The sequence below is a fragment of the Streptomyces sp. NBC_00448 genome (assembly GCF_036014115.1).
GTDB lineage: Bacteria > Actinomycetota > Actinomycetes > Streptomycetales > Streptomycetaceae > Actinacidiphila.
This window is the reverse complement of sequence record NZ_CP107913.1, coordinates 4,104,414-4,129,506: the sequence shown is the minus strand read 5'-3', so window position 1 is coordinate 4,129,506 and position 25,093 is coordinate 4,104,414. Positions and strand designations below refer to the sequence as shown.

The window sequence follows — 25,093 nt, the reverse complement described above, 5'->3', positions numbered from 1 at the left end:
CCGTCCCGCTCGACCCGCTCCGCCGTGCGGCCCCTCCTCCACCCGCACGGCTCGGGCCCGCGGCCGATGACGGCCGCGGGCCCGTAGTGCGGGAAACCGGTGGTCAGTGACCGCCGTTGTGCTCCTTCAGGCGGCGGAAGGACTCCTCGATCTCCGCCTCGGCCTCGGTGCGGCCGACCCAGTTCGCGCCCTCGACGGACTTGCCGGGCTCCAGGTCCTTGTAGACCTCGAAGAAGTGCTGGATCTCCAGGCGGTCGAACTCCGAGACGTGGTGGATGTCCCGCAGGTGCTCCACGCGCGGGTCGGACGCGGGCACGCACAGCACCTTGTCGTCGCCGCCGGCCTCGTCGGTCATCCGGAACATGCCGATGGCGCGGCAGGTGATCAGGCACCCGGGGAACGTCGGCTCGTCCAGGATGACCAGCGCGTCCAGCGGGTCGCCGTCCTGGCCGAGGGTGTTCTCGATGAAGCCGTAGTCCGCGGGGTAACTCGTGGACGTGAAGAGCCTGCGGTCCAGGCGGATACGACCGGACTCGTGGTCCACCTCGTACTTGTTTCGTGAACCCTTCGGGATCTCGATCGTGACGTCGAACTCCACGGCCCTACTCCTCAATGATCAGCACACAGTGTGGGTGGTTAAGTGTCTCCCACGCATCGGGGTGGTCGCGAAAGGGGCTGGTCGGCTGTGCCGCTCGGCAGGACGTGGCAGGTCGTGGCGGTATCCGCCGGGATGGGCGTGGTCGTCGCCGCGGGGGCGGCGGCCGCGGCCGGGCCGTGGCAGGGCGGGCAGCGCACCGCGGAACGGAACTTCGCCGCCGCGCGGGACGCCGAGGCCGGACCGGGCGGGAAGCCGAAGGCCAAGCCGAGCCCCGTATCCACGGCCGTGTCCCCGGCCGGGCCCGGGGGCATATCGACGGCCGTGCCGTCCGCGGCGCCCGTCCTGCTGCCGGTCGGCGGCTCCGCGGCGCCCCTGCCGGCCGGCCTCTCCGCCGAGCTCGCCCGCACGCTCGACCCGCTGCTGACGGCGTACGGCATGGGCCCGGTCCGCACCGGCGCCGTGATCGACGTGAGCAGCGGCAGCGTGCTCTTCGACCACCAGGACGGCACCGCGACAACCCCCGCGTCCACCACCAAACTCGCCACCGCGACGGCCGCGCTGGGCCTGCTCGGCCCGGAGAAGCGGCTGACCACGCGGGTGGTGGCGACCGGGACCACCGGGAAGGGTGACGTGGTGCTGGTCGGCGGCGGTGACCCCACGCTGGAGTTGGGGCAACTCGCCGAGGACACCGCGAAGGCGCTGAAGGCGGCCGGGCGGACGAAGATCGCGCTCGGGTACGACACGTCGCTGTACAGCGGGCCGACACTCCACCCCATCGGGCACAACGAGAACCTCGCGCCGGTCACCGCGCTGATGGCCGACGAGGGGCGGCTCGACGGGAGCAGCAGCGGCCCCGCGTCCCGCGCGTGGGACCCGGCGGCGAGCGCGGCGGGGGACTTCGCGCAGCTGCTCGGCAAGCAGGGGATCACCGTGACCGCCGTCACGCACGAGCACGCGGGGACGGCGGGGAACGTGGCCGGCACGACGCTCGCCACGCACGTGTCGGCGCCGCTGGCCGACCTCGTGGAACGCATGCTCACCAACAGCGACAACGACCTCGCGGAGGCGCTGGCGCGGCAGTCCGCGATCGCGAGCGGGCGGCCGGCGAGCTTCGCGGGGGGTGCGGCGGCGATCAGGGCGGCGCTGGTGCGGTACGGGGTGCCGCTGCCGCGGGCGTCGTTCCACGACGGGAGCGGGCTCGACCACGACGACCGGCTGGCGCCGGTCACCCTCGCGCGGTTGCTGGCGCTGGCGGCGAGCCCTGAACACGCCGAGCTGCGCTCGATCCTCACGGGGGTGCCGGTGGCGGACTTCACGGGGACGCTGGCGGCGCGGTTCCACGGGTCGCCTGCGGCGGGCCTGGTGCACGCGAAGACGGGGACGCTCACGGGGACCAACACGATCGCCGGCACCGTGGTCACCGCCGGCGGGCGGCTGCTCGCGTTCTCGTTCATGACCCAGGGCGGATACGACCCCGTCGCGACCGAGCAAGCCCTCGACGCCCTCGCGACAGCCGTAGCCGGCGCCTGACCCTGCGGGGTGGCTGTCTCGTTCTTGTCTGCGGGCTCGTTGTGGTTGGTCGCGCAGTTCCCCGCGCCCCCCTGCGGGGTGGCTGTCTCGTTCTTGTCTGCGGGCTCGTTGTGGTTGGTCGCGCAGTTCCCCGCGCCCCCCTGCGGGGTGGCTGTCTCGTTCTTGTCTGCGGGCTCGTTGTGGTTGGTCGCGCAGTTCCCCGCGCCCCTTCGGCGACCCGCCGTCGCGGTGCCGGTTGGTTCCCGAGGGCCGACCGGTGGCCTGCTGTGCGCTGCGGAGCAGCCGCACATACTCAGGGGCGCGGGGAACTGCGCGACCAGCCACGTCCGACGTGCAGGTAGGTGCCCACAGCAAGGGGCTGCCACCCGGGGGCGCGGGGAACTGCGCGACCAGCCGCGATGGGCCCGCGGGCAAGGGCGAGGCGGCCACCCCGCAGGGGACTGCGGGCTCAGCCCACCACCGGCCCGTAGACGGATCGGAGCCCCGAGAACGGCGGCGGAGAAGCGTTAGGCACCCCCAAATCGGGAGCGGCAACGTACCGTGAAGGTATGACGAGCATCGGTGGAAGCGAGATGGTCGACTGGAACCTCGCCGTGGCGACCGCGCAGCGGCTGACGCGGCCCGGGCCGGAGGTGAGCCGGGACGAGGCACGCGCGATCGTGGCCGAGTTGCGGACCCACGCCGAGGAGTCGGAGAACCACGTCAGCGCGTTCACGCGGATGTACGGCGACGGCGGGGCCCGCCCGCACGGCACCCCCGTGCTGATCGTGGACCGCCCCGGCTGGGTCCGCGCCAACGTCGCGGGCTTCCGCGAGGTGCTCAAACCGCTGCTGGGCAAGATGCAGGCCCGCCGCCCGGGCGGCCCGGGCGGCGTCATGCTCGGCACCGTGGGCGGCAAGGTCACCGGCGTCGAGGTCGGGATGCTGCTGAGCTTCCTGTCCTCCCGGGTGCTCGGCCAGTACGAGACGTTCGCCCCCGCCACGCGGGAGATGCCCGCGGGACCGGTGCAGCCGGGCCCGGGGGAGTCCAGGGCCGGGCGGCTGCTGCTGGTCGCCCCGAACATCGTGCACGTCGAGCGCGAGCTGGACGTCGACCCGCACGACTTCCGGCTGTGGGTGTGCCTGCACGAGGAGACCCACCGCACCCAGTTCTCCGCCGTGCCCTGGCTGCGCGACCACATCGAGGGCGAGATCCAGTCCTTCCTCGGTGAGACCGAACTCGACGCCTCCACGGTCGTGGAGCGGGTCCGGCAGGCGGTGCAGACCTTCAGCGGCGCGGGCAAGGACCGCGAGGAGGGCGAGGAGGGCGCCGACGGTGAGCCGGACGACGGCCGCAGCCTCGTGGACCTCGTGCAGACCCCCGCGCAGAAGGAGATCCTCACCCGGCTGACCGCCGTGATGTCGCTGCTGGAGGGGCACGCCGACTACGTGATGGACGGTGTGGGCCCCGAGGTGGTGCCGAGCGTCGCGGAGATCCGGGAGAAGTTCGGGCAGCGCCGCGCCAGCGGCGCGGGCCGGCTCGACCAGGCGCTGCGCCGGCTGCTGGGCCTGGACGCGAAGCTGCGGCAGTACCGCGACGGCGAGCGGTTCGTGCGCGGCGTGGTCAAGGACGTCGGCATGGACGGTTTCAACCGCGTGTGGACCTCGCCGAACACGCTGCCCACCAAGGCGGAGATCGCCAAACCCGCGGAGTGGGTGGCGCGGGTGCACGGCCGCACCGACGGCTGAGCCGGGCGCCGTACCGTACCGCCGTGGACGCGGGCGGGCTCGTTCGCAGGAGCGCGAGCCCCGGCCGCGCCTCCGCGAGCCCTGGCCGTTCACACCCTCCGCCCCACCCGTACCGGCCGTGCCGCCCCGCCGAGGGTGGTCCGGCCGCTGGTTTTGCGCCCGGTTCACCCGTCCGAGGGACCGCTGGCGTGGGGTGCCGCGTGCGATGCTCGGGTTATGCCCGGGCTTCTGTCACCATCTGAATACCCTGCGTCAACCTGTCTCGCAGGGCTTCTCGCTCTGCCCGCCCCACCCAGCCTCCCCAGGAGGGAACCGGACATGGGACCCCACCCCACGGTCGCGGCGATACGTCTGGCGGTCCGCCGCGTCCTGCACGACGTGCTCGCAGCCTCCGCCGACGCGTCCGCCGCGCCGTCCACCGCCACCGCGGGCGCCGCCGGCCCGCTCGTACTCGCCGCGTGCAGCGGCGGCGCCGATTCGATGGCGCTGGCCGCCGCCCTCGCCTTCGAAGCGCCCCGGCTCGGCATGCGTGCCGGCGCCGTCACCGTCGACCACGGCCTGCAAAGCGGCTCGGCCCGCCGCGCGCAGGAGGTCGTGGAGCGGCTGCGTGCCCTCGGCCTCGACCCGGTCGACGCGATCGGCGTGACCGTCGGCCGGCAGTCCACCACGGCCGCGCACGGCGGCGCGTACGTCGGCACCGCGGGCACCGGCACCGGTCGCCGGGTCGGCCCCGAGGCCGCCGCGCGCGACGCGCGGTACGCCGCGCTGGACACCGTCGCCGAACGCCGCGGCGCCGCCGCGGTGTTGCTCGGCCACACCCGGGACGACCAGGCGGAGACGGTGCTGCTCGGCCTCGCCCGCGGCTCCGGCACCCGCTCGCTGTCCGGCATGGCCGCGGTCTCCGGCACCGGCGGCCGCTACCGCCGGCCGTTCCTGCTGCTCGACCGCGACACCGTCCGCCAGGGCTGCCTCGCCCAGGGCATCACCGTGTGGGAGGACCCGCACAACCACGACCCCGCGTACACCCGCTCCCGGGTCCGGCACGAAGCGCTGCCGGTGCTGGAGAAGTCGCTCGGCAAGGGCGTCGTGCAGGCGCTGGCCCGTACCGCCCAGCTCTCGCGCGACGACGCCGACGCCCTCGACCAGTGGGCCGCCGACGCGCAGGCCGACGTGGCCGGCGACGACGGCAGCCTCGACGTGGCCCGGCTGCACCGGCTGCCCGCGGCGGTCCGGCGCCGGGTGCTGCGCAGGGCGGCGGTGGCCGCCGGGTCCCCGCCGGGCTTCCTCTTCGCCCGCCACATCGAAGAGGTGGACCGCCTGGTGACGGGCTGGCGCGGGCAGAAGGCGCTCAACCTGCCGGGCGGCGTCGCCGTCCGAAGGGCGGATGGCAGACTGGTGTTCTCGCCGTCGTAGAGCCGCAGACCTGAGGACGTACCGCGTAGTGAACGAGACCGACATGGGCGCCGACCTTGAGAAGGTGCTCATCGCCAAGGCAGACATCGACGCGAAGCTGGGGGAGCTGGCCGCCGAGATCGATCGGGACTACGCGGGCAAGGACCTGCTGATCGTCGGTGTCCTCAAGGGCGCCGTCATGGTGATGGCCGACCTGGCCCGAGCCCTGTCGAGCAACGTGACCATGGACTGGATGGCGGTGTCCTCCTACGGCGCCGGCACCAAGTCCTCCGGCGTGGTCCGCATCCTCAAGGACCTGGACACCGACATCGCCGGGCGGCACGTCCTGATCGTCGAGGACATCATCGACTCCGGGCTGACCCTCTCCTGGCTGATCAGCAACCTCGGATCGCGCGGCCCGGCCTCCCTGGAGGTCTGCACGCTGCTGCGCAAGCCCGAGGCGGCGAAGGTTCGCATCGATGTCAAATACACTGGCTTCGACATCCCCAACGAGTTCGTGGTCGGTTACGGCCTGGACTACTCCGAGAAGTACCGCAACCTGCCGTTCGTCGGCACCCTCGCACCGCACGTCTACGGGGGCTGAGGCCGCACTGAGACCACCCTCACGGCGGCCCGGGGAACCCCTGTCGGTTTCCCGCCGTTGGAGCAGGGGAAAGCCGGATTGTTAACGGTCGGCGGCAACCTCGGGTCACAATGCTGGGGTACCGTCCGAAGGATCGGGTCATACACCGGATGCACACGTCGCCCACCAGCGGCTGTGCCTCACTGCGGCAGGAGGGACGGGGCGTTTACGCCCCGCATGGATGGACGTGAAGCGCTATTTCCGTGGGCCGGTCATGTGGATCGTGCTGGCTGTCCTTGCCGTGGTCGTGTTGATGGAAGTCGTCGGCTCCGGCGGCGGCTACAAGACAGTCGACACAGGCCAGGTACTGCACGCGATCAACACCAACCACGCCAGTTCCGCACAGCTGACCACTGGGGACGACAACTCCATCAAGGTCCAGCTCAAGGACGGCTACAAGATCAAGGGCAGCTCGAAGGTCCGCGCCAGCTACATCGGCAACCAGGGCTCCTCGATCGCCGCAAACCTGCAGAAGATCCAGGACGGACAGGTCAAGGGCGTCGCACTGCCCGACGGCTACACCGTCTCGCCGTCCAAGCAGAACGCGTTCGTCAGCATCCTGCTGTCGCTGCTGCCCTTCGTCCTGATCGTGGTGGTCTTCCTCTTCCTGATGAACCAGATGCAGGGCGGCGGTTCGCGCGTCATGCAGTTCGGGAAGTCCAAGGCCAAGCTGATCACCAAGGACACCCCCAAGACCACCTTCGCCGACGTCGCGGGCTGCGACGAGGCGGTGGAGGAACTGCAGGAGATCAAGGAGTTCCTGCAGGAGCCGGCGAAGTTCCAGGCCGTCGGCGCCAAGATCCCCAAGGGCGTGCTGCTCTACGGCCGTCCCGGCACCGGTAAGACGCTGCTGGCGCGAGCCGTGGCCGGCGAGGCCGGCGTGCCGTTCTACTCGATCTCGGGTTCCGACTTCGTCGAGATGTTCGTCGGCGTCGGCGCCTCCCGGGTCCGCGACCTGTTCGAGCAGGCCAAGGCGAACGCCCCGGCGATCGTCTTCGTCGACGAGATCGACGCTGTCGGCCGGCACCGCGGTGCGGGCCTCGGCGGCGGTCACGACGAGCGCGAGCAGACCCTCAACCAGCTGCTCGTCGAGATGGACGGCTTCGACGTCAAGGGCGGCGTGATCCTCATCGCCGCGACGAACCGGCCGGACATCCTCGACCCGGCGCTGCTGCGCCCGGGCCGGTTCGACCGGCAGATCGCGGTCGACCCGCCGGACCTCAACGGCCGGCTGGAGATCCTCACCGTGCACCAGAAGGGCAAGCCGATCGCGCCGGACGTCGACCTCATGGCCGTCGCCCGCCGCACCCCCGGCTTCACCGGTGCCGACCTGAGCAACGTGCTCAACGAGGCGGCGCTGCTCACCGCGCGCAGCGACAAGAAGGTGATCGACAACGGCGTGCTGGACGAGGCCATCGACCGTGTGGTGGCCGGCCCCCAGAAGCGCACCCGGATCATGTCGGACAAGGAGAAGAAGACCACCGCTTACCACGAGGGCGGACACGCCCTGGTCGCGGCGGCCTCACCGAACTCCGACCCGGTCCACAAGATCACCATCCTGTCCCGCGGCCGTGCCCTCGGCTACACGATGGTGCTGCCCGACGAGGACAAGTACTCCACGTCGCGCAACGAGATGCTCGACCAGCTCGCCTACATGATGGGCGGCCGGGCGGCGGAGGAACTGGTCTTCCACGACCCGACCACCGGCGCCTCGGACGACATCGACAAGGCCACCACCACCGCCCGCGCCATGGTCACGCAGTACGGCATGACCGAGCGGCTCGGCGCGATCAAGTTCGGCACCAGCGACTCGGAGCCGTTCCTCGGTCGTGAGATGGGTCACCAGCGCGACTACTCGGAAGAGGTCGCCGGGCTGGTCGACGAGGAGGTCAAGAAGCTGATCGAGACGGCGCACAACGAGGCGTGGGAGATCCTCGTCGAGAACCGCGACGTCCTCGACAACCTCGTGCTCGCGCTGCTGGAGCGGGAGACGCTCAACAAGGAGGAGATCGCCGAGATCTTCGCCCCGGTGGTCAAGCGTCCGCCGCGCCCGGCCTGGACCGGTTCGGCTCGCCGGACCCCGTCCACCCGGCCGCCGGTGCTCTCCCCGAAGGAGCTGGCACTGACCAACGGCGCCCAGGCGATCAACGGAAGCGGCCCGTCGCCGGTCTCCACCACCAAGCCCACCGAGCCGGTCGACCTGCCGGAAGACCGCCCGGAGAGCTGAACATCACACTGATCCACCCCGTTTCGGGCACTGTCCGGAATGCGATTCGCGGCCCCAGGGTTCTAGCCTTGGGGCCGCGGCCGTGTTTTCGACCGGCTGTGTTTCCCTACCGGCCGCGATGGCAGCAGCAAGACGCATCAGCAAGGCGGCACCGGCGAGGCGGCACCGGCCAGGTGGCGTCAGCAGGAGGAGCGAGGCCCATGACCGACCCCGTGACGCTCGACGGCGACCAGGCGCCCGGCGAGTTCGACGAGAAGCGGGCCGAGGCCGCGATCCGTGAGCTGCTCTACGCGGTGGGCGAGGACCCCGACCGGGAGGGCCTGCGCGAGACCCCGAGCCGGGTGGCCCGCGCCTACCGGGAGATATTCGCCGGGCTGTGGCAGCAGCCCGAGGACGTACTGACCACCACCTTCGACCTCGGTCACGACGAGATGGTGCTGGTCAAGGACATCGAGGTGATGTCCTCCTGCGAGCACCACCTGGTGCCCTTCGTCGGCGTCGCCCACATCGGGTACATCCCGGCGAGCAGCGGGAAGATCACCGGGCTGTCGAAGCTGGCGCGGCTGGTGGACGTGTACGCGCGGCGCCCGCAGGTGCAGGAGCGGCTGACCACGCAGGTCGCCGACGCGATGATGCGGATACTGGAACCGCGCGGGGTGATCGTGGTCATCGAGTGCGAGCACATGTGCATGACGATGCGGGGGGTGCGCAAGCCCGGGGCGAAGACCATCACGTCGGCGGTGCGCGGCCAGCTGAGGGACCCCGCGACGCGCTCCGAGGCGATGAGCCTGATCATCGGCCGCGGGTAGCTGCTCGGGGGAGCGGGGGCAGCCAGGCATCCGGCGCAACCGGGGGAATCCGCCCGGGTAACCGGAAGCAGCCCGGGGGGAAGGTTTTCGGCCGTACCGGCGGGCTGTTGAGCGCGCCCGGCCGGGAGATCGTCGCGGATTGACACGACTCGCGCGCAACCCGTAGACGGATGATTCCGTCCTAGTGGGCGCAACCGTCCCTCATACCGGAACCTGTGAGCACCTTGTCCGCTGACCGCGCCCGCATGACGCACCACCGCCTGATGCCGCACGCCTCGTCCGTTCCGAAGATCTTCGGTACGGCGGCGGCCGTGATCGGCCTGCTCGACGTGGTCTCCGCGGTGTTCCCCGCCTTCCGCAACCGGCGGATGCACGAGCTGGCCGCGGTCTTCCCGGGCACCGTCAGCTCGCTCGCGGCGGCGACGGCGGTGGTCACCGGCATCCTGCTGCTGATGCTGGCGCACGGCCTGAAGCGGGGCAAGCAGCGCGCCTGGTGGGCGGCGGTGCTGCTGCTGCCGCTCGGCGCCGCCACCCAGATCGTCTACCGGCACTCGATCTTCGGCGCCGTGGTCTCGCTGGGCCTGCTCACCCTGCTGATCAAGTACCGCGGCGAGTTCACCGCGCTCTCCGACCCGCGCACCCGCTGGCGGGCGGTGGTGAACCTGGTCGGCCTCAGCACGCTGGCGTTCTGCCTCGGCCTGGTCATCACCAGCGCCCACCCCGCCTCCGAGCGCGGCAACCCCGGCATCACCGACCGCTGCCTGCACGTGCTCTACGGGCTCTTCGGCTTCTCCGGCCCGGTGCACTACACCAGCGACCGGGTCGGCGACGTGGTCGGCTACTCGCTGGGCGGCCTCGGCCTGCTCATCGCCTGCTCCACCGCCTACCTGGTGCTGCGGCCGGCCCGCCCGGTCGCCGAGCTGAGCGAGGACGACGAGCAGCGGCTGCGGATTCTGCTCGCCCGGCACGGCGCCCGCGACTCCCTCGGCCACTTCGCGCTGCGCCGCGACAAGTCCGTGGTCTTCTCGCCCAGCGGCAAGGCCGCGATCTGCTACCGGGTGGTCTCCGGAGTGGCGCTGGCCAGCGGCGACCCGATCGGTGACGTGGAGGCGTGGCCCGGCGCCATCGAGGCCTACATGGACCTGGCCCGCGCGCACGCCTGGCTGCCCGCCGTCGTCGGGTGCAGCGAGACCGGCGGCGAGGTGTGGACCCGGGAGACCGGCCTGGACGCCCTGGAACTCGGCGACGAGGCGATCGTGGACGTCGTGGACTTCACGCTGGCCGGGCGGGCGATGCGGAACGTACGGCAGATGGTCAAGCGGATCGAGCGGTGCGGATACGTCTGCCGGGTGCGGCGGGTGCACGAGCTGACCGAGGAGGAGAAGCAGCGGGTGCGGCTCGCCGCGGACGCCTGGCGCGGCACCGACACCGAGCGGGGCTTCTCCATGGCGCTCGGCCGGTTCGGCGAGGAGACCGACGGGGACTGCGTGGTCGTCACCGCCCACAAGGAGTGCGAGCCGGACGCCGCGCACCCCGAACTCGGCGACCTGCGGGCCGTCCTGCACTTCGTGCCCTGGGGGACGGACGGCATGTCCCTGGAGCTGATGCGGCGCGACCGCGCCGCCGACCCCGGGCTCAACGAACTCCTCATCGTGGCCGCCCTGCAGAAGGCGCCCGAGCTGGGCGTGAAACACGTCTCGCTGAACTTCGCGATGTTCCGCTCGGCACTGGCCCGCGGTGAGCGGATCGGCGCCGGGCCGGTGCTGCGCGGATGGCGCGGGCTGCTGGTGTTCCTGTCCCGCTGGTTCCAGATCGAGTCGCTGTACAAGTTCAACGCCAAGTTCCAGCCCCAGTGGGTGCCGCGGTTCCTGGTCTTCCCCAACTCGCGCGACCTGCCCCGGATCGGCTTCGCCATCATGCAGGCCGAGGGCTTCGTCACCCTGTCGCTGCCGCTGCCCGACGCCCTCCAGCGCTTCCTGCCCGGCCGCGCCGCCCGCCCCGCCCACCGCCACAAGCCCGGCTACGCCTCCCTGGAGGACGCCCCCGAGCGGAAGTTCGTGGCGTAGCGCCCGGCCCGGCGCCCGGAGGCGAGTCGGCGGCGTAGGGACAGACCCGTACGCTGGGCGCATGAGTACGTCACAGGCGCGGAGCGGACCGGTCGGACTGCCGCGGTGGGATCGCTGCGCCGTCATGGGTGTGGTGAACGTCACGCCCGACTCGTTCTCCGACGGCGGGCAGTGGTTCGATCCGGAACTGGCGGTGAAGCACGGCCTGGACCTGGTCGCGCAGGGCGCTGACCTGGTCGACGTGGGTGGGGAGTCCACCCGGCCCGGAGCGGCGAGGGTGGACGAAGCGGAGGAGCTGCGCCGGGTGATCCCGGTGGTGCGCGAGCTGGCGGCCTCCGGGGTGCTGGTGAGCGTGGACACGATGCGCGCGTCCGTCGCCGAGCAGGCGGTCGCGGCCGGCGCCCGGTTGGTCAACGACGTCAGCGGCGGCCTGGCCGACCCGGCGATGGTCCCGGTGGTCGCGTCGGCCGCGGTGCCGTTCGTGGTGATGCACTGGCGCGGCCGCAGCATCGACATGAACAACCGCGCGGTCTACGGCGACGTGCTCGGTGAGGTGCTCGCCGAACTGCGGACCGGGCTGACCCGGGCGCTGGAGGGCGGCATCGCGCCCGAACGGATCGTGGTCGACCCGGGCCTGGGCTTCGCGAAGACCGCCGAGCACGACCTGACGCTGCTCGCGCACCTGCCCGAACTGGCCGCGCTGGGCCGCCCGCTGCTGGTCGCCGCCTCCCGCAAGCGGTTCCTCGGCCGGGTGCTGGCCGGGACCGCGCAGGCCGCGCCGCCGCCGGCCAGGGAACGGGACGCGGCGACCGCCGCGGTGACCGCGATCGCCGCGCGCGAGGGCGCGTGGGCGGTGCGGGTGCACGAGGTGCGGGCGAGCGCCGACGCGGTACGGGTGGCCCGCGCCATCGAGGCCGCCGGCTCCGGCGCGGTCGCCGAGACCCCCGAGGGACAGGCGTGACGGGGCGTACCGCGGAGTCGCGCGCGGTCGAGCGGGCCAACCAGGCGTTCTACGACGCGATCGAGCACTCCAACCTCGACGAGCTGGAGGCGGCCGTGCTGACCGGCCCGCTCGCCGAGTCCGTCTCGACGGTGCACCCCGGCTGGCCGGTGCTGCGCGGGCGGCGCGAGGTGATGCGCTCGTACGCGCTGATCATGGCGAACACGGAGTACATCCAGTTCTTCCTCACCGACGTGGAGGTCGCGGTCGACGGCGACGCCGCGCTGGTGACCTGCACCGAGAACATCCTCACCGGCGGCCCCGCCGAGGAGGACGGCTCCGCGGGCGCCCTGGTCGGCGGCCTGGTGGTCGCCACGAACATCTTCCGGCGCACCTCCGAGGGCTGGCGGCTGTGGGCGCACCACGGCTCCCCGGTGCTCGCGGAGGAGGATGACGACGACGAGGACGACGACATCGCGGCCGACGACGTCGACGCCGCCATAGAGGACGTGCTCGGCGAGGTCCTGGAGGCCGCGAAGGCCGACGCCGAGGACCTGGACGGCGGCGACAACGACAACGGCGGCGGCGACAACGGCGACGGCGACGGTGGCGACACCGACGGGCACGACGAAGAGGCCGGCGACGGCACCACCGAGGCCGATGACGGCGGCGACGGCAAGGACGACGGCGACGACGGCGACGACGGCCGCGGCCGGCGCGGCGCCGGCGACGGTACGGAGGAGTGAGCAGCGTGGACCGGGTCACACTGCGCGGGCTGAGCATCCGCGGCAACCACGGCGTGTTCGACCACGAACGGGCGGACGGCCAGACCTTCGTGGTCGATCTCGCGCTCGGCCTGGACACGTCCGCGGCGGCGGCCGGTGACGACCTGACGCGTACCGTGCACTACGGTGTGCTGGCCGAACAGGTCGCGGCCGTCGTCTCCGGCGAGCCGGTCAACCTCATCGAAACCCTCGCCCAGCGCATTGCCGACACGTGCCTGGGGCACGCTCAGGTGGAGGAGGTGGAGGTGACCGTGCACAAGCCGGACGCGCCGATCACCGTGCCGTTCGACGACGTGACCGTGACGATCACCCGGAGGCGCCCGTGAGTGCGGAGAATCCCGACTACAGCACCGGACACGCTCCTGAGTACGGGGTGGCCGATCCGACCGTGCAGCCCGTGCCGGCCGAGGTGACCGCCCGGGTCGACGCCGCCGACAGCACCCTGCAGAACCCGCGCACCGCGGTGATCGCGCTGGGCGGAAACCTGGGCAACCGCCTGGAGACCCTGCAAGGCGCCGTGGACGCCCTGGAGGACACCCCGGGGGTGCGGGTCAAGGAAGTCTCCCCGGTGTACGAGACCGAGCCGTGGGGCGTCCCCGAGGGCAGCCAGCCGACGTACTTCAACGCGGTCGTGGTGGTGCGCACCACGCTGCCGCCGGCCTCCCTGCTGGAGCGCGCCCACGCCATCGAGGAGGCGTACCTGCGGGTGCGCACCGAGCACTGGGGCCCGCGCACCATCGACGTCGACATCGTGGCGTACGACGCCTGCGTGTCCGACGACCCGGTGCTGACCCTTCCGCACCCGCGGGCGCACGAGCGGGCCTTCGTCCTGGTGCCGTGGCACGACGTGCAACCGGCCGCCGTGCTGCCCGGCCGTGGCCCGGTCGCCGAACTGCTGGCCGCGGTCGGCGACGGCGGCGTACGGCGGCGCGGCGACGTGGAACTCCGGCTGCCCGAATAATCGTTGGGACCTGCGCCGGCATATTCGGCGAGTACGTACGCGAATCCCGTATCCGCGTACCGGAACGTGTGGAAAGACGTGGAGGCGGACACCCGGTGAGGACCCTGCGGATCAGGACGCTGGCCGGCATCTTCGTGGTCGCGGGTGTGCTGTCGTGGGCGGCGGCGAAGTTGTGGGACACCTTCGGGACGCTGCCGGGGGTGCCGCTCGCCGCGCCCGTCGTGCTCGCGCTGATCGCCGCCGCGCTCTTCGCCACCGCGCTGTCGATAAGGTCCCGGCTGCGGGCCCAGCGTGAGCGGCAGCCCGGCGCGAAGGGCGTCGATCCGCTCGCCGCCGCCCGCGCGGTCGTCTTCGGGCAGGCCAGCGCGCTGGTCGCGTCCCTCGTGGTGGGGATGTACGGCGGCACCGGGATCTTCCTGGTGATGTACAAGCTCGACATGGACCCCCGGCGGCAGCAGGCCATCTACGCGGGGCTGGCGGTGCTGGCCGGGATCGCGGTGGTGGCGGCGGCGCTGTTCCTGGAACGCGTCTGCAGGCTTCCCGAGGACGACGACCGGCAGCACGGCACGCCCGCGCAGCGCTCCCGCTGAGCCGGGCCCGTCAGGCGGTCCGGCGGGGCGGGCCCGGCGCGGCGGACTCCTCGGCACGCGGGTCGGCTGGGCTGATCCAGTGAGCCGGTCCCGTGCGGGCGAGCCCCGTGCGCCGGGCCGCCGCGAGGATCGGCCGGCGCGGCGGCCGATCCGCTGTGAGCTGCGCACTTGACCGGCGGGGCCGGAGATGGTTCAGTCCGTTCCGTGAACGGCACGCGCCTGCATCTGCACCGGAGGGTCCATCTCGACCTCCTCCGGTACGCGGGCTGCGTGTGTACGGCCGCGCGCTGACGCGCGCCCTCGGCCCACCGTTCGCCCGCGCGTCGTCCGCGCATTCCTCCCTTCGGGTGGTAACCCATGTCCGCCGTTCCCGCTGCCTCTCCCGTGTCCTCCGCCGGCTCCACGGCCGTCGCTCCGGCGACTTCCGCTCCGACGGCTCCCGCCGAGGCACTTGAGGCCCCCGCGCCGGCCGTGTCCCCGGCGCCCACCGCCGCCGAACTCCTCGACTTCGCCCGCTCGATCGCCGCCGACGCCGCCGTCGTGTCCGAACTCCCGCTGGACGCCGAAGGCCGCACCTGGCGGCGGCTGGAAGGACCCGGCGGGGCCGAGGCGTGGCTGATCGGCTGGCCGCCCGGCGCCGAGACCGGCTGGCACGACCACGGCGGCTCGTACGGCGTCTTCGTCACCGCCGCGGGCGAGTTGACCGAGCACTCGCTGGCGGTGCCGCTGCCGACCGAGGGCTGGCGGTCGCTGGAACTCGCCGACGGCGTGGACCGGCGCCGCGTCCTGCCCGAGGGCAAGGGCCGCGCGTTCGGCCGCGAGCACGTGCACCAGGTGGTGAACGTGTCCGAGACCACCCACGCGGTGTCCGTGCACGCGTACTACCCGCCGCTGCCGCTGATGCGCCGCTACAGCCGCAAGGACAGCACGCTGCGGCTGGAGTTCGTCGAGCGCCCCGAGGAGTGGTGACGCGGATGACCGGCACACAGGGCGGTCCTTCCGGGACATCCCGGTCGATAGCGGACCATCTGGCCGCCGTACGCACCCGGTTGGCCCGGCTCTCCCCGGCCGAGGCCGCCGCGGCCGCCCGCGACGGCGGCGCGCTGCTGGTGGACATCCGCTACGGCGCGCTGCGCGACCGCGACGGCACCGTGCCCGGCGCGGTCATCGTGGAGCGCAACGAACTGGAGTGGCGGCTCGACCCGGAGGGCTCGCACCGCCTCCCGCACGCCACCGGCCACGACCTGCCCGTCATCGTGTTCTGCAACGAGGGTTACGCCTCGTCGCTGGCGGCCGCCTCCCTGCACGACCTCGGCCTGCACCGCGCGACCGACCTCGTCGGCGGCTTCCAGGCGTGGCGCGCGGCGGGCCTGCCGGTCACCCCGCCCGACGGCCGTCCGACCGTTCCGCACCCGCCGATCGGGCCGGGCGCGCACCCCGTGCGGTGACCGCCCGACCGGCGGTCCTGACGCGTGGGGCCCCGGGTGACCAAGATCCAATATGTCCGTGCGCACGTGCCGCGTCCGGTCATGCGCAGTGGGTGACGAACATGCGCAACGGTACGGCCAAACCCCCCGAAAATTAGGGCCCCGGGCCCCCACGGAAGCCTTGCGCACGCTAAATTTCTGGCCATGCCCCGTGGACGTCACCGCCATTCCCAGCCGCTGCACCGGATGATGCCGCCGCTGACCGTCGCAGGCACCGCGGCCGTACTGGCCGTCATATCGGTCTTCGCCGGTGATACGGAGCTGCTGCGGGTGCTCGCGGTGGCGATCGCGCTCGTCGCGGTGGCCGGGGCGCTGCTCGCGCGGACCTGGGACCGTTCGGCCGGGCGCGAGGTCGCGGAGCTGACCGCGCTGCGGACGCGCGACGAGTGGAAGACCGACGAGCGGGTGGCCGAGCTGGAGACCGACCTGGAGGAGTCCAGGGAGATCCGCGGCCGGCTGGAGAAGAAGCTGCGCGGCAAGCGGTCGGAGCTGGCGCGGCTGCGCTCGGAGCACGCCGATCTGCTGCGGCGCTACGCCACCGCGGAGAGCGAGCGGGCCCGGGCCCTGGAGGCGCGGCGCCGGCTCCAGCGGGAGGGCGCCACGGCGCCCCGGATCGCGCTGGGCACCGGGGTGGCCGCGGTCGGCCCCGCCGCCTACCTCAAGGCCGCGGACGCGCTGCGCAACCTCGCGCGCAACGCCGCCACCCAGCAGGCGCAGCGCACCGTCGAGGACGCCCGGCGCCGGGACGCCGCGGCCGCGGACGAGCCGCAGGGCAAGCACGCGTCGGGGTCGCAGGCGCTCCCGGTCCGCGAGCACCGCCTGGTGCCCGCGGCCACCGCGGCGGCCGTCCTGCCCTACGCCCAGCCGGGCCGCTCCACCGCCGCCCAGGCCCATCGCGCGGTCGGCGGCTTCGACTTCTTCGGCACCCACAAGTCGCTTCCCGCGGCCACCCCGGTGCAGCTCGCCGCGCCCGCCGCGATCCCCGCGCCCGCCGCGGTCCCCGCGCCAGCGGCCGAGCCCGAGGCCGTCACCGCGTCCGCGCCGGCCGCCACGCCCGACCACGAGCCGGCCGCGGCCGAGGTGATCGACCTCACCGCCCACGACGACACCGAGCAGCTCGACGTCAGCGACCTGCGGGGCGCCGCGCGTTGACGGCCGCGGCGCGCTGACCGCCTCCGCCGGGACGGCGGCAACGGCGCCCGGGCACCGGGCTACTTGTCGATGTCGCCGACGACGAAGAACATCGAGCCGAGGATCGCGACCATGTCGGCCACCAGCGTGCCCGGCAGCAGCACGTTCAGCGCCTGGATGTTGTTGAACGACGCCGAGCGCAGCTTCAGCCGGTACGGGGTCTTCTCGCCCTTGGACACCAGGTAGTAGCCGTTGAGGCCGAGCGGGTTCTCGGTCCAGGCGTAGGTGTGGCCCTCGGGCGCCTTGAGGACCTTCGGCAGGCGCTGGTTGACCGGGCCGGGCGGCAGTTCGGCGAGCCGGTCCAGGCAGGCGTCGGCCAGCGCCAGCGCGTTGTGGGTCTGCTCCAGCAGCACCTCGAACCGGGCCAGGCAGTCGCCCTCGGTCCGGGTGGCCACCTTCAGGACGTCGCCCAACTCCCCGTACCCGAGGTACGGTTCGTCGCGCCGCAGGTCGAAGTCGACGCCGGAGGCGCGGGCGATCGGCCCGCTCACCCCGTACGCGTGCACGTCGGCCGCCGACAGCACCCCCACGCCGCGGGTGCGGCCGCGGAAGATCTCGTTGCCGACCACCAGGTCGTCGAAGCGGCCCATCCGCGACCGCACGCCGGCCACCGCGGCCCGCGCCCGCCCGGTCCAGCCGTTCGGCAGGTCCTCCTTCAGGCCGCCGACCCGGTTGAACATGTAGTGCATCCGGCCGCCGGAGACCTCCTCCATCACATGCTGCAACTCCTCGCGCTCGGTGAACGCGTAGAAGATCGGCGTGATCCCGCCCAGCTCCAGCGGATACGACCCGAGGAACATCAGGTGGTTCAGCACCCGGTTCAGCTCGGCCAGCAGCGTCCGGAGCCACACCGCGCGCTCGGGCACCTCCATGCCGAGCATCCGCTCGACCGCGAGCACCACGCCCAGCTCGTTGGAGAACGCCGACAGCCAGTCGTGCCGGTTCGCCAGCATGATGATCTGCCGGTAGTCCCGCGCCTCGAAGAGCTTCTCCGCGCCGCGGTGCATGTACCCGACGATCGGCTCCGCGGTCCTGATCCGCTCCCCGTCCAACACGAGCCGCAACCGCAGCACCCCATGCGTCGAGGGATGCTGAGGCCCGATGTTCAGCACCATGTCCGTGCTCTCGGCCGCCCCACCGACCCCGACCGTCGTCTCCGTCATGCCCCCATCCTCTCAGGCCGCCCGACGGTGTCAGACGGCGTGCTTCGGAAGCGGCCTCACCTCGCCGTCCTCGAACATGTCGTGCAGGCCGTGCGCGAACCTGTCCCACGTCACCGAGGGACGGGGCTCGACCCACTCGAAGGGGCGTTCCCGGACCCCGACGGCCCAAGCGAAGTGGTAGAGGCCGGTCTCCAGCATCCGTTCGCACATGAGCGCCGACCGTTCGAGGTAGCCGGCCCCCTCGAACGCCGGGTCGCTCCGGCCCGCCGCGACCTGCGGCACGGTGACGGGCTTCGTACTGGCGGGCGTCATCGCCATGACGAACACGTAGGCGCGGCGCATGGTCCGCGGCAGCAGTCCGTGAATCTCGGCCTGCCGGACGTCCTCGGCCACACCGAACACCTCGTCCGCACGGTTGTTGAGGTTCTTGCCCTCGCTTCCGCTCATCGACTTGTACTCGACCGCGAGGACCGGCTCGCCGTGCTGGAGTACGAGAAGGTCCCATGCCTTGGTCGGGCGGTAGTAGCCGGGCAGGACCGCGCTCCGCGCGACCCGGAGCTCGAGTCCCCGGGCCCCGGTCGCCGCCAACTCGTCCTGGACGAGGCGATCGATCGCGTTCAGGTGCTTTCCACCCGTCACCGCGGGCCGGTTGCCGTCCTGGGCGTTGCCGGTGCTGTTCGAGCGCAGCGCCTGTTCGATCCGGGTGTCTATCCACCCGCGCAGTGCGAGATCGACACGCATCCTCGCGCCTCGGATCATTCCCACTCCTCTTCTGGTTCTGTTGTTGCGCGGGTCGGTCAGTCGGGCAACGAGTCAAGTCCGTAGGCGCGTAGCGCCGCGGTCGTGGCACGTGCGCGATCGCGTGCTCGGAACGCCGCTTTGAGCTCGTTCAGCACTGGCCCCGGAATGCCGGCCAGCTCGGGCACACGGACCCGCCGTAGGTACTGGGCCTGGAACCGCATGGTGTTGCCGCGCATTTTTACGCAGTAGGCCGACACCTGCTTCTCCACCGCCTCGCTGAGCAGCAGCCCGCCCAGTGCCTCCATGTCCCACGCGTCGGATACGAGGTAGTAGAGATTGTGATGCGGGTAGAAACCCGCCGGAGCCAGTACGGGGTGGATATGCGCTTTCATGTCCTGGAGCAGCAGCGTCGATCTGGTCAGCAGTTCCATGGAGACCCGGTCGATGGTGCGGAACCAGGTCCCCCCGCTGCGGCGCGCGATGGAACGGCCCCGCAGCGCGGCCGAATGGTGTCCGAAGTACTCGGCCATGCGCGGCCATCGGTCCAGGTCGACGAGGCCGTGTTCATCCCACGGGTTGACCAGGTAGTGGCCGCTCCACACGAATGAACCGGACTTGGTGTCGGTGGCCATGGACAGCGGGAGCATCCGCTCCGCCTCGGCGGCCTGCGCGTCACGAGTGACGTATACGGCGTCCGCGCCTGTGGCCACACCGATGCTGATGCGCGTGCCGGTCCGCTCGTCCTGCAGTGGCGGGCACTCGGCCGCCAGGCGTTCCAGCCAGGCGAGCACGGCGGGGGAGCCGTCGGGCCAGGACTCGCTCGTACCGTGCCAGGTCGGGATGCGGTTGGCCGTGACGCCCGGGCTGCGGAAGGACATGCGGGAACCGCGGGCCCAATCCCGAAACCCGTCGGCGTCGGCCGCCTCGAAGGAACGGGTGGCGTCACCCAGGACTGCCGGCCCTTGGGTGTCCCGTCTCAGCACGGTGATTGCCGGATAGGCACTGACCTCGTCGACGAAAGCGGGGGCGTCATGCATGATCAGCGAGGTCTCCATCGCGTATCCACCGGAGACGACCTTCTCACGCAGCCGCTTGCCGTACTGGTTGCGCATCCAGCGGTCCGCGCAGATGAAGCCGAGTCGGCCGCCGGGCGCAAGGAGGTCGAGGCCGCGCTCGAAGAAGCCGACATAGATGTCGGCCCGCCCGCCCATCGTCGGACACGCCTTGCGGTAGGCGGCGAGCAGGTCGGCTTCGATGTCCTCGATCCGGATGTACGGCGGATTCCCGATCACGAGGTCCGCGGCTCGTTCGCGGTGGTCGATGAGCAGGAAGTCCCCGACTCGCAGCCATGCCTCCGCAAGTTCCCGGGCGGTCTGCTCGGGGCATCCCGCCGCGGTGAGGACCTCAACCGCCTTCGCCCGGCAGCGGAGTACGTGCTTTCGCTGTACGTCCCATCCACGCAGGCTGTCTCGGAGGTCCTGCCACGGCAGATCGGGAGCGTGTTTCCGGCGGGATCGCACGAGCCGCTCGACCATGACTTCGAGGAAGGCGCCGGAACCCACGGCAGGCTCCACCGCCCGCAGCCGTGTCAGGTCGTGCTCTGCTTCGTACCCGCACAGGTCGAGGACCAGGTCGACCACCCAGCGGCGGGTGAACACGGCACCGAGGCTGGGCAGCGGGTTTGCGGGCGGGGGAGCCACGGAGACCGTAGAACGCATGTGGCGAAGCCTAGGCGCTGATGCCGACATACCGTCGAAGCAAGAGCGACCGGCTACGCCGTGGGCGGATTCGCCGTCGGCGGATTCGCTGGGACGGGGACCGGGGTGGAGGGAGGGTGGGGGGATGGAACTACTTGTGCTGGGTGGGACGGAGTTCGTCGGGCGGGCCGTGGTCGAGGACGCGGTGGAGCGCGGGTGGGGGGTGACGGTGTTCAACCGGGGAAACCGGGAGGTGCCGCGGGGAGTGCGGGGCCTGCGCGGGGACCGGGCGAAGGGGGAGTTGGGGGAACTGGCCGCGGGGGAGTGGGACGCGGTGGTGGACACGTGGTCGGGGGACCCGGCTGCGGTGCGGGACGCGGTCCGGGTGCTGGGCGGGCGGGTCGGCCGGTACGGATACGTGTCGAGCCGGTCGGTGTACGCGTATCCGGCGGGCGCGGGCCTGGACGAGGACGGCGCGCTGGTCGACGGCAAGGGCGACGACTACGCCGACGTGAAGCGGGCCGGCGAGATGGCGGCGCAGGAGGCGTACGGCGACGCGGCGCTGCTGGTGCGGGCCGGGCTGATCCTGGGGCCGTACGAGAACATCGGGCGGCTGCCGTGGTGGCTGCGGCGGATCGCCCGCGGCGGTGAGGTACTGGCGCCCGGGCCGCGGGAGTCGGCCCTGCAGTACATCGACGTACGGGACCTGGCCGGCTGGACGCTCGACGCGCTGGCCGCAGGCCTCGGCGGCCCGTACAACCTGGTCAGCCCGCCCGGGCACACCACAATGGGCGAGCTGCTGGAGACGTGCGTGCGGGTGACCGGCTCGGACGCGGCGCTGCGCTGGGTGGCGCCGGAAGTGGTCGAGGCGGCCGGGATCGAGCCGTGGACGGACCTGCCGGTGTGGCTGCCGCCGGGCGAGCTGCACGACACGCTGCACCGCGGCGACGTGCGGAAGGCGCTGGGCGCGGGCCTGCGGTGCCGTCCGGTCGGGGAGACCGTCGCGGACACCTGGCGCTGGCTGGAGGGCATCGGCGGGGTGGCGCCCCAGCGGCCGGACCGCGAGCCGGTGGGACTCGACCCGGAGGTGGAGCGCGGGGTGCTCGACGGGCTCGACGGGCTCGGCGAACTCGCCGGCTGACGTCCGGCACCCGGTCCGCCCGGGTCCGCGCCGGTCCGCTCCAGTGCGCTCCGCTCAGCCGGACTGGTAGATCGTCGTGCACAGCAGCGTGCTGCCGTCGTTCACCAGCCAGGCCCAGTACCGGGTCCGGTCGCTCGCCCCCCGCACGCAGTTGTTCGCGGAGGCGCCCGACGGGGCCCGGTAGACGCCCGATATCCACATGACCTGGTTGTACGGCACCGGGACCTGCTTCGCGGTGCAGTCCACGGCCGTCATCGGGCCGATGCTGATGGAGTCGCCGGACTGCGTGCCGAGCAGGCAGTAGTGCGGGAGGAAGACGCGGGTGAGGCACAGCCGCGTGGTGTCGCCCGAGGACGCGGAGTAGTAGCTCCACGACGACTTGCCGGTGCCGCTCGGGCAACTGCCGCTGGTGCGGCTGGTGACCTGGACCAGGCCGCCCCACTGGCCCGAGCAGGACACCGGGCTCGGTGGGACGGAGGCGCTCCACGCGATGGTGCTGCCGCCGCGGCCGGTGTCGTAGACCGGCAGGCAGTCGCCGACCGGGACGGCCTTGAACGCCTCCTCGGTCGGGTCGGGTGGCGGGGTCGTGGTGGTGGGCGCGGGAGGCGTCGTGTCCGGGACGGTGTCGCCGTCCGAGCCGTCCGAGCTGCCGACCGAGCCGTCCGAGTCGTCCGAGCCGCCGCCCGACGCGGTGCCGGCGTCGCCGCCGGTGCTGTCCGACGCGGAGTTGGCGTTGTCGCTGTTCGGGTCGTCGGACGAAAGGCCGCTCCCGCCGGACGAGAACGGGGTTCCCGACGAGGCGCCCGTCGCGCCGGCGGTCGAGCCCGAGCCGTGGTGGCCGGTCCACGGATGCCAGGCCACCAGCGCGACGAGGAGCACGACGGTCGCCAGCAGCATGCAGCCGGACTCCCCCTGCTTCGCCTTGGCCGCGGCGGCACGGCGTTCGGCCGCGCGCTGGTCGGCCTTGCGCTGCTCGGCCTTCTTCTGCTCGGCTCTGCGCCGCTCGGCGGCCAGTTCCTCGGCTCTGCGCTGCTCCACCCGGCGCTGTTCCGCTCTGCGCCGCTCGGCCTTCTCGCGTTCCGCCGTCTCGCGCTCGGCCTTCTTCCGGGCCGCCTCGGCGGCGGCCGCCGCTTCCGCCGCCTCCTGTTCGGCCCGCCGCTGCCGCTCGGCCTCGGCCGCCTTCGCCCGCGTCGCCGCGGCCAGCTCGCGCAGCTCCCGCTCCCGCTGCTCGCGCGCCTGGCGGGCCTGCTCCTCCCGCTCCCGGCGGGCCGCCCGCTCCCGGGTGTCCACGAGGGTGGGCGCCGGGGGTGGCAGCGGGCGGGTGTGCTCGTCGGCCATCGCGACGGCGCCGCCCTCGTCCAGGTCCAGCGCCCGCCCGTGCGCCTCATACGCGTCGATCAGCGCCGTCCAGCGCACCGGCAGCCGGTGCTGCGCGCCACGCGCCGCGGGCGCCCGGTCGGCCTCGTCGATGAAGCGCACCAGGAGTTCGCCGAGGGTGGGGCGCGCCTCCGGTTCCGCGGCCAGGGTCGGGTGGATCAGCGGGGCCAGCGCCGGCGGCAGACCGGACAGGTCGAGGGTGCCGCTCTGCACCCGGGCCAGCCGTTGCAGCGGGCCGTCGTCGGTCTCCGGGTAGGGCGCGCGGCCGACCGCGAGGTGGAAGAGGGTCGCGCCCAGCGAGAACACGTCCGAAGCCTGGGTGGAGCGCCGGCCGAGTGCCTGCTCGGGCGAGGTGTAGTCGATGGTGCCCAGCGTCAGCGAGGTGGTGGTCTTGTCGATCGCGTGCGAGATGCCGAAGTCGATGACCAGCGGCCCGGTCAGCGGCAGCAGGATGTTCTGGGGTTTGACGTCGCGGTGCACGACGCCCTTGTCGTGCAGGGCCAGCAGGGCCTGTACGGTGCCGGCCGCCAGCCAGGGCAGCGCCTCGGGCGGCAGCGGGCCCGCCGCGCGGACCAGGTCGCCCAGCGACGGCGCGGGCACGTAGTCGATGGCCATCCAGGGCCGTTCGGCCCGGGCGTCGGCGTCGAGCAGGCGGGCGGTGTAGGAACTGTCCACCCGCCGGGCCAGGTCCACCTCGCGGGCGAAGCGCTTGCGGTCGGGTTCGCTGACCACGCCTTCCGCCAGCAGCGTCTTGACCGCGACGAGCGGGCCCTCCCGCTGGGGCCTGGCCAGGTAGATCCGCCCCATGCCGCCGGTGGTCAGCCGCCACAGCAGCCGGTACGGTCCGAGCCGCCTCGGGTCGTCCTCGCCGAGCGGCCTGATGCCGATACTGGCCATGCCCCCGCCTCCCCCTGGCCCCTGCTGACCCGTCCCGCGTCCCTGGGTGACACGACGGTCGCGCCCCGCGCGGTTGCAGGCGGGGCGGACGAACGCGGGGAGGAGGAATGGAGGAAGGGTGAACGACCTGCGGAGGGAAGCCTGTCGGCGGGCCGGGCGGCGCTCAGTCCGCGGCCGGCGGCCGCAGCAGGTCCGCGCACCCCGCACCGACGGGCGTGGTGAGCCACAGGAAGTCGCCGAGGCCGCCCTTCGCGGTCAGCTCCGCCGCTTCCGTGGCGGCGGCCAGCGCCCGCAGATAGGCGGGCGCGTCCTGCGCGGCCAGGGCGAGCGGGGGCCGCTGCCCGCGCACCCCCAGGGCGTGCAGTGCCTCGCGCTGCGTGGTCAGGGTGCCCGGGAGCGCGTCCATCGCCACGTGCGCGGTCAGGTCCATCGTGCCGTCCGGCACGGCGACGGCCTGGCGGCCGTCGCGATACCCCGTCAGGGTGCCCAGCGCCGGGCGGGCCGCCGCGGTGTGGCCGTAGTCCACCGCCACCGCCAGGCCCGCGGCCAGCGCGGCGACGGCCCGCCGCCAGGCCACCTCACGGTCGCGGCCGATCTCCGCACGCCGGTCGGGCCCGCCGCCCGCGCCCAGCGGCCACCACCGCTCCAGCCACCTCGCGTCCTCACCGCTCACCCGGGCGCCCAGGCGTTCCGCGCCGTCCGCCCGCCGCACCTCGACATAGTGGGCGTGGCCGTCGGGGCCGGGCGCGGCGACCGGCAGGGGAACGTTGTCCAGCCATTCGTTGGCGAACAGCAGGCCGCGCGCACCCGCGGGAGGTTCGGCGGTCCAGGCGACACGGGGGTCGAGCCCGGCCGGGCGGGCGGAGCGCTCGACGGCGTGCACGCGCACGCGGGCCGCGAGCGACGGCGGGAGAGCGGCCAGCACACCGGCGGCGAGTTCGCCCGAGCCCGCCGCCATGTCGACGAAGTCCAGCTCCGCGGGGTGGCCGAGCGCGGTGTCCACCCGGGCGAGGAGTTCCGCCACGGCGCCGGCGAACAGCGCAGACGCGTGCACGGAGGTGCGGAAGTGGTCGGCGGGCCGCTCCCGGCGGAAGAATCCACCGGGGCCGTAGAGTGCCAGCTCCATCGCGT

The 25,093-nt window shown here is 72.8% G+C and carries 21 protein-coding genes and 1 pseudogene; 16 read left to right on the top strand and 6 right to left on the bottom strand.

From position 1 onward, the window contains the following. Nucleotides 1-103 precede the first annotated feature (103 nt). Complete coding sequence (locus OG370_RS17450) at nt 104-598, bottom strand: inorganic diphosphatase (RefSeq protein WP_328465286.1); 495 nt, start codon at nt 596-598, stop codon at nt 104-106. A 114-nt stretch (nt 599-712) separates the two neighbouring features. Between OG370_RS17450 and dacB the strand changes: the two genes are divergently transcribed. From dacB to OG370_RS17375, 15 genes and pseudogenes are all read left to right on the top strand, one after another. Next, nucleotides 713-2,128 (top strand): D-alanyl-D-alanine carboxypeptidase/D-alanyl-D-alanine endopeptidase, encoded by a 1,416-nt coding sequence (dacB, locus tag OG370_RS17445; protein WP_328465284.1) that lies wholly within the window; start codon nt 713-715, stop codon nt 2,126-2,128. Between the two features lie 548 nt (nt 2,129-2,676). Beyond that, nucleotides 2,677-3,855 (top strand): zinc-dependent metalloprotease, encoded by a 1,179-nt coding sequence (locus OG370_RS17440; protein ID WP_328465282.1) that lies wholly within the window; start codon nt 2,677-2,679, stop codon nt 3,853-3,855. Nucleotides 3,856-4,173: 318 nt separating this feature from the next. Further along, on the top strand, nt 4,174-5,268 hold the full coding sequence (gene tilS, locus OG370_RS17435; RefSeq protein WP_328465280.1) for a tRNA lysidine(34) synthetase TilS: 1,095 nt from the start codon (nt 4,174-4,176) through the stop codon (nt 5,266-5,268). Between the two features lie 28 nt (nt 5,269-5,296). Further along, entirely contained in the window at nt 5,297-5,851 is a 555-nt protein-coding gene (gene hpt, locus OG370_RS17430) for a hypoxanthine phosphoribosyltransferase (RefSeq protein ID WP_328465278.1), read from the top strand. 220 nt (nt 5,852-6,071) lie between these two features. Continuing rightward, the gene (ftsH, locus tag OG370_RS17425; protein WP_328465276.1) at nt 6,072-8,117 is read left to right on the top strand and encodes an ATP-dependent zinc metalloprotease FtsH; all 2,046 of its coding nucleotides are present in this window, start codon (nt 6,072-6,074) and stop codon (nt 8,115-8,117) included. 200 nt (nt 8,118-8,317) lie between these two features. Further along, a complete protein-coding gene (folE, locus tag OG370_RS17420; RefSeq protein WP_328465274.1) occupies nt 8,318-8,926 on the top strand; it encodes a GTP cyclohydrolase I FolE in 609 nt (202 codons plus the stop codon). Between the two features lie 245 nt (nt 8,927-9,171). Further along, on the top strand, nt 9,172-10,992 hold the full coding sequence (locus OG370_RS17415) for a phosphatidylglycerol lysyltransferase domain-containing protein (protein WP_328465272.1): 1,821 nt from the start codon (nt 9,172-9,174) through the stop codon (nt 10,990-10,992). A gap of 61 nt (nt 10,993-11,053) precedes the next feature. Next, a complete protein-coding gene (gene folP / locus OG370_RS17410; RefSeq protein ID WP_328465270.1) occupies nt 11,054-11,953 on the top strand; it encodes a dihydropteroate synthase in 900 nt (299 codons plus the stop codon). Continuing rightward, a pseudogene (locus tag OG370_RS17405) lies at nt 11,950-12,411 on the top strand (nuclear transport factor 2 family protein); the annotation flags it as partial. The gene folP and the pseudogene OG370_RS17405, both read left to right, overlap by 4 nt. 272 nt (nt 12,412-12,683) lie before the next feature. Next, nucleotides 12,684-13,043 carry a dihydroneopterin aldolase gene (folB, locus tag OG370_RS17400; protein WP_328465268.1) on the top strand — a complete coding sequence of 120 codons (360 nt, stop codon included), beginning with the start codon at nt 12,684-12,686 and terminating at the stop codon, nt 13,041-13,043. Continuing rightward, nucleotides 13,040-13,678 (top strand): 2-amino-4-hydroxy-6-hydroxymethyldihydropteridine diphosphokinase, encoded by a 639-nt coding sequence (gene folK / locus OG370_RS17395; RefSeq protein ID WP_328465266.1) that lies wholly within the window; start codon nt 13,040-13,042, stop codon nt 13,676-13,678. Before folB ends, folK begins: the two co-directional genes overlap by 4 nt. A gap of 95 nt (nt 13,679-13,773) precedes the next feature. Further along, on the top strand, nt 13,774-14,268 hold the full coding sequence (locus tag OG370_RS17390; protein ID WP_328465264.1) for a DUF3180 domain-containing protein: 495 nt from the start codon (nt 13,774-13,776) through the stop codon (nt 14,266-14,268). Nucleotides 14,269-14,625: 357 nt separating this feature from the next. Then, nucleotides 14,626-15,237: a cysteine dioxygenase gene (locus tag OG370_RS17385; protein ID WP_328465262.1), complete on the top strand. Its 612-nt coding sequence runs from the start codon at nt 14,626-14,628 to the stop codon at nt 15,235-15,237. 5 nt (nt 15,238-15,242) lie between these two features. Beyond that, the gene (locus OG370_RS17380) at nt 15,243-15,716 is read left to right on the top strand and encodes a rhodanese-like domain-containing protein (protein ID WP_328465260.1); all 474 of its coding nucleotides are present in this window, start codon (nt 15,243-15,245) and stop codon (nt 15,714-15,716) included. A gap of 183 nt (nt 15,717-15,899) precedes the next feature. Then, nucleotides 15,900-16,907 (top strand): hypothetical protein, encoded by a 1,008-nt coding sequence (locus tag OG370_RS17375; protein ID WP_328465258.1) that lies wholly within the window; start codon nt 15,900-15,902, stop codon nt 16,905-16,907. 59 nt (nt 16,908-16,966) lie between these two features. On the opposite strand, the gene OG370_RS17370 is transcribed toward OG370_RS17375, so the two are convergent. From OG370_RS17370 to OG370_RS17360, 3 genes are read right to left on the bottom strand one after another with little or no spacing between them, the layout of a single operon-like run. Then, nucleotides 16,967-18,109 (bottom strand): NADH-quinone oxidoreductase subunit D, encoded by a 1,143-nt coding sequence (locus OG370_RS17370; RefSeq protein WP_328465256.1) that lies wholly within the window; start codon nt 18,107-18,109, stop codon nt 16,967-16,969. A 30-nt stretch (nt 18,110-18,139) separates the two neighbouring features. Beyond that, entirely contained in the window at nt 18,140-18,850 is a 711-nt protein-coding gene (locus OG370_RS17365; RefSeq protein ID WP_328465254.1) for a PaeR7I family type II restriction endonuclease, read from the bottom strand. 56 nt (nt 18,851-18,906) lie between these two features. After that, nucleotides 18,907-20,490: an Eco57I restriction-modification methylase domain-containing protein gene (locus OG370_RS17360; RefSeq protein ID WP_328465252.1), complete on the bottom strand. Its 1,584-nt coding sequence runs from the start codon at nt 20,488-20,490 to the stop codon at nt 18,907-18,909. Between the two features lie 202 nt (nt 20,491-20,692). Here OG370_RS17360 and OG370_RS17355 point away from each other — a divergent pair, with 202 nt between their 5' ends. Further along, nucleotides 20,693-21,688 carry an NAD-dependent epimerase/dehydratase family protein gene (locus tag OG370_RS17355; protein WP_328465250.1) on the top strand — a complete coding sequence of 332 codons (996 nt, stop codon included), beginning with the start codon at nt 20,693-20,695 and terminating at the stop codon, nt 21,686-21,688. Nucleotides 21,689-21,742: 54 nt separating this feature from the next. Here OG370_RS17355 and OG370_RS17350 read toward each other — a convergent pair whose 3' ends face one another. Further along, a complete protein-coding gene (locus OG370_RS17350) occupies nt 21,743-23,962 on the bottom strand; it encodes a serine/threonine-protein kinase (RefSeq protein ID WP_328465248.1) in 2,220 nt (739 codons plus the stop codon). 163 nt (nt 23,963-24,125) lie between these two features. Further along, nucleotides 24,126-25,088, bottom strand: coding sequence for an SAM-dependent methyltransferase (locus OG370_RS17345; protein WP_328474199.1), 963 nt, complete (start codon nt 25,086-25,088; stop codon nt 24,126-24,128). Between the last annotated feature and the right edge of the window lie 5 nt (nt 25,089-25,093).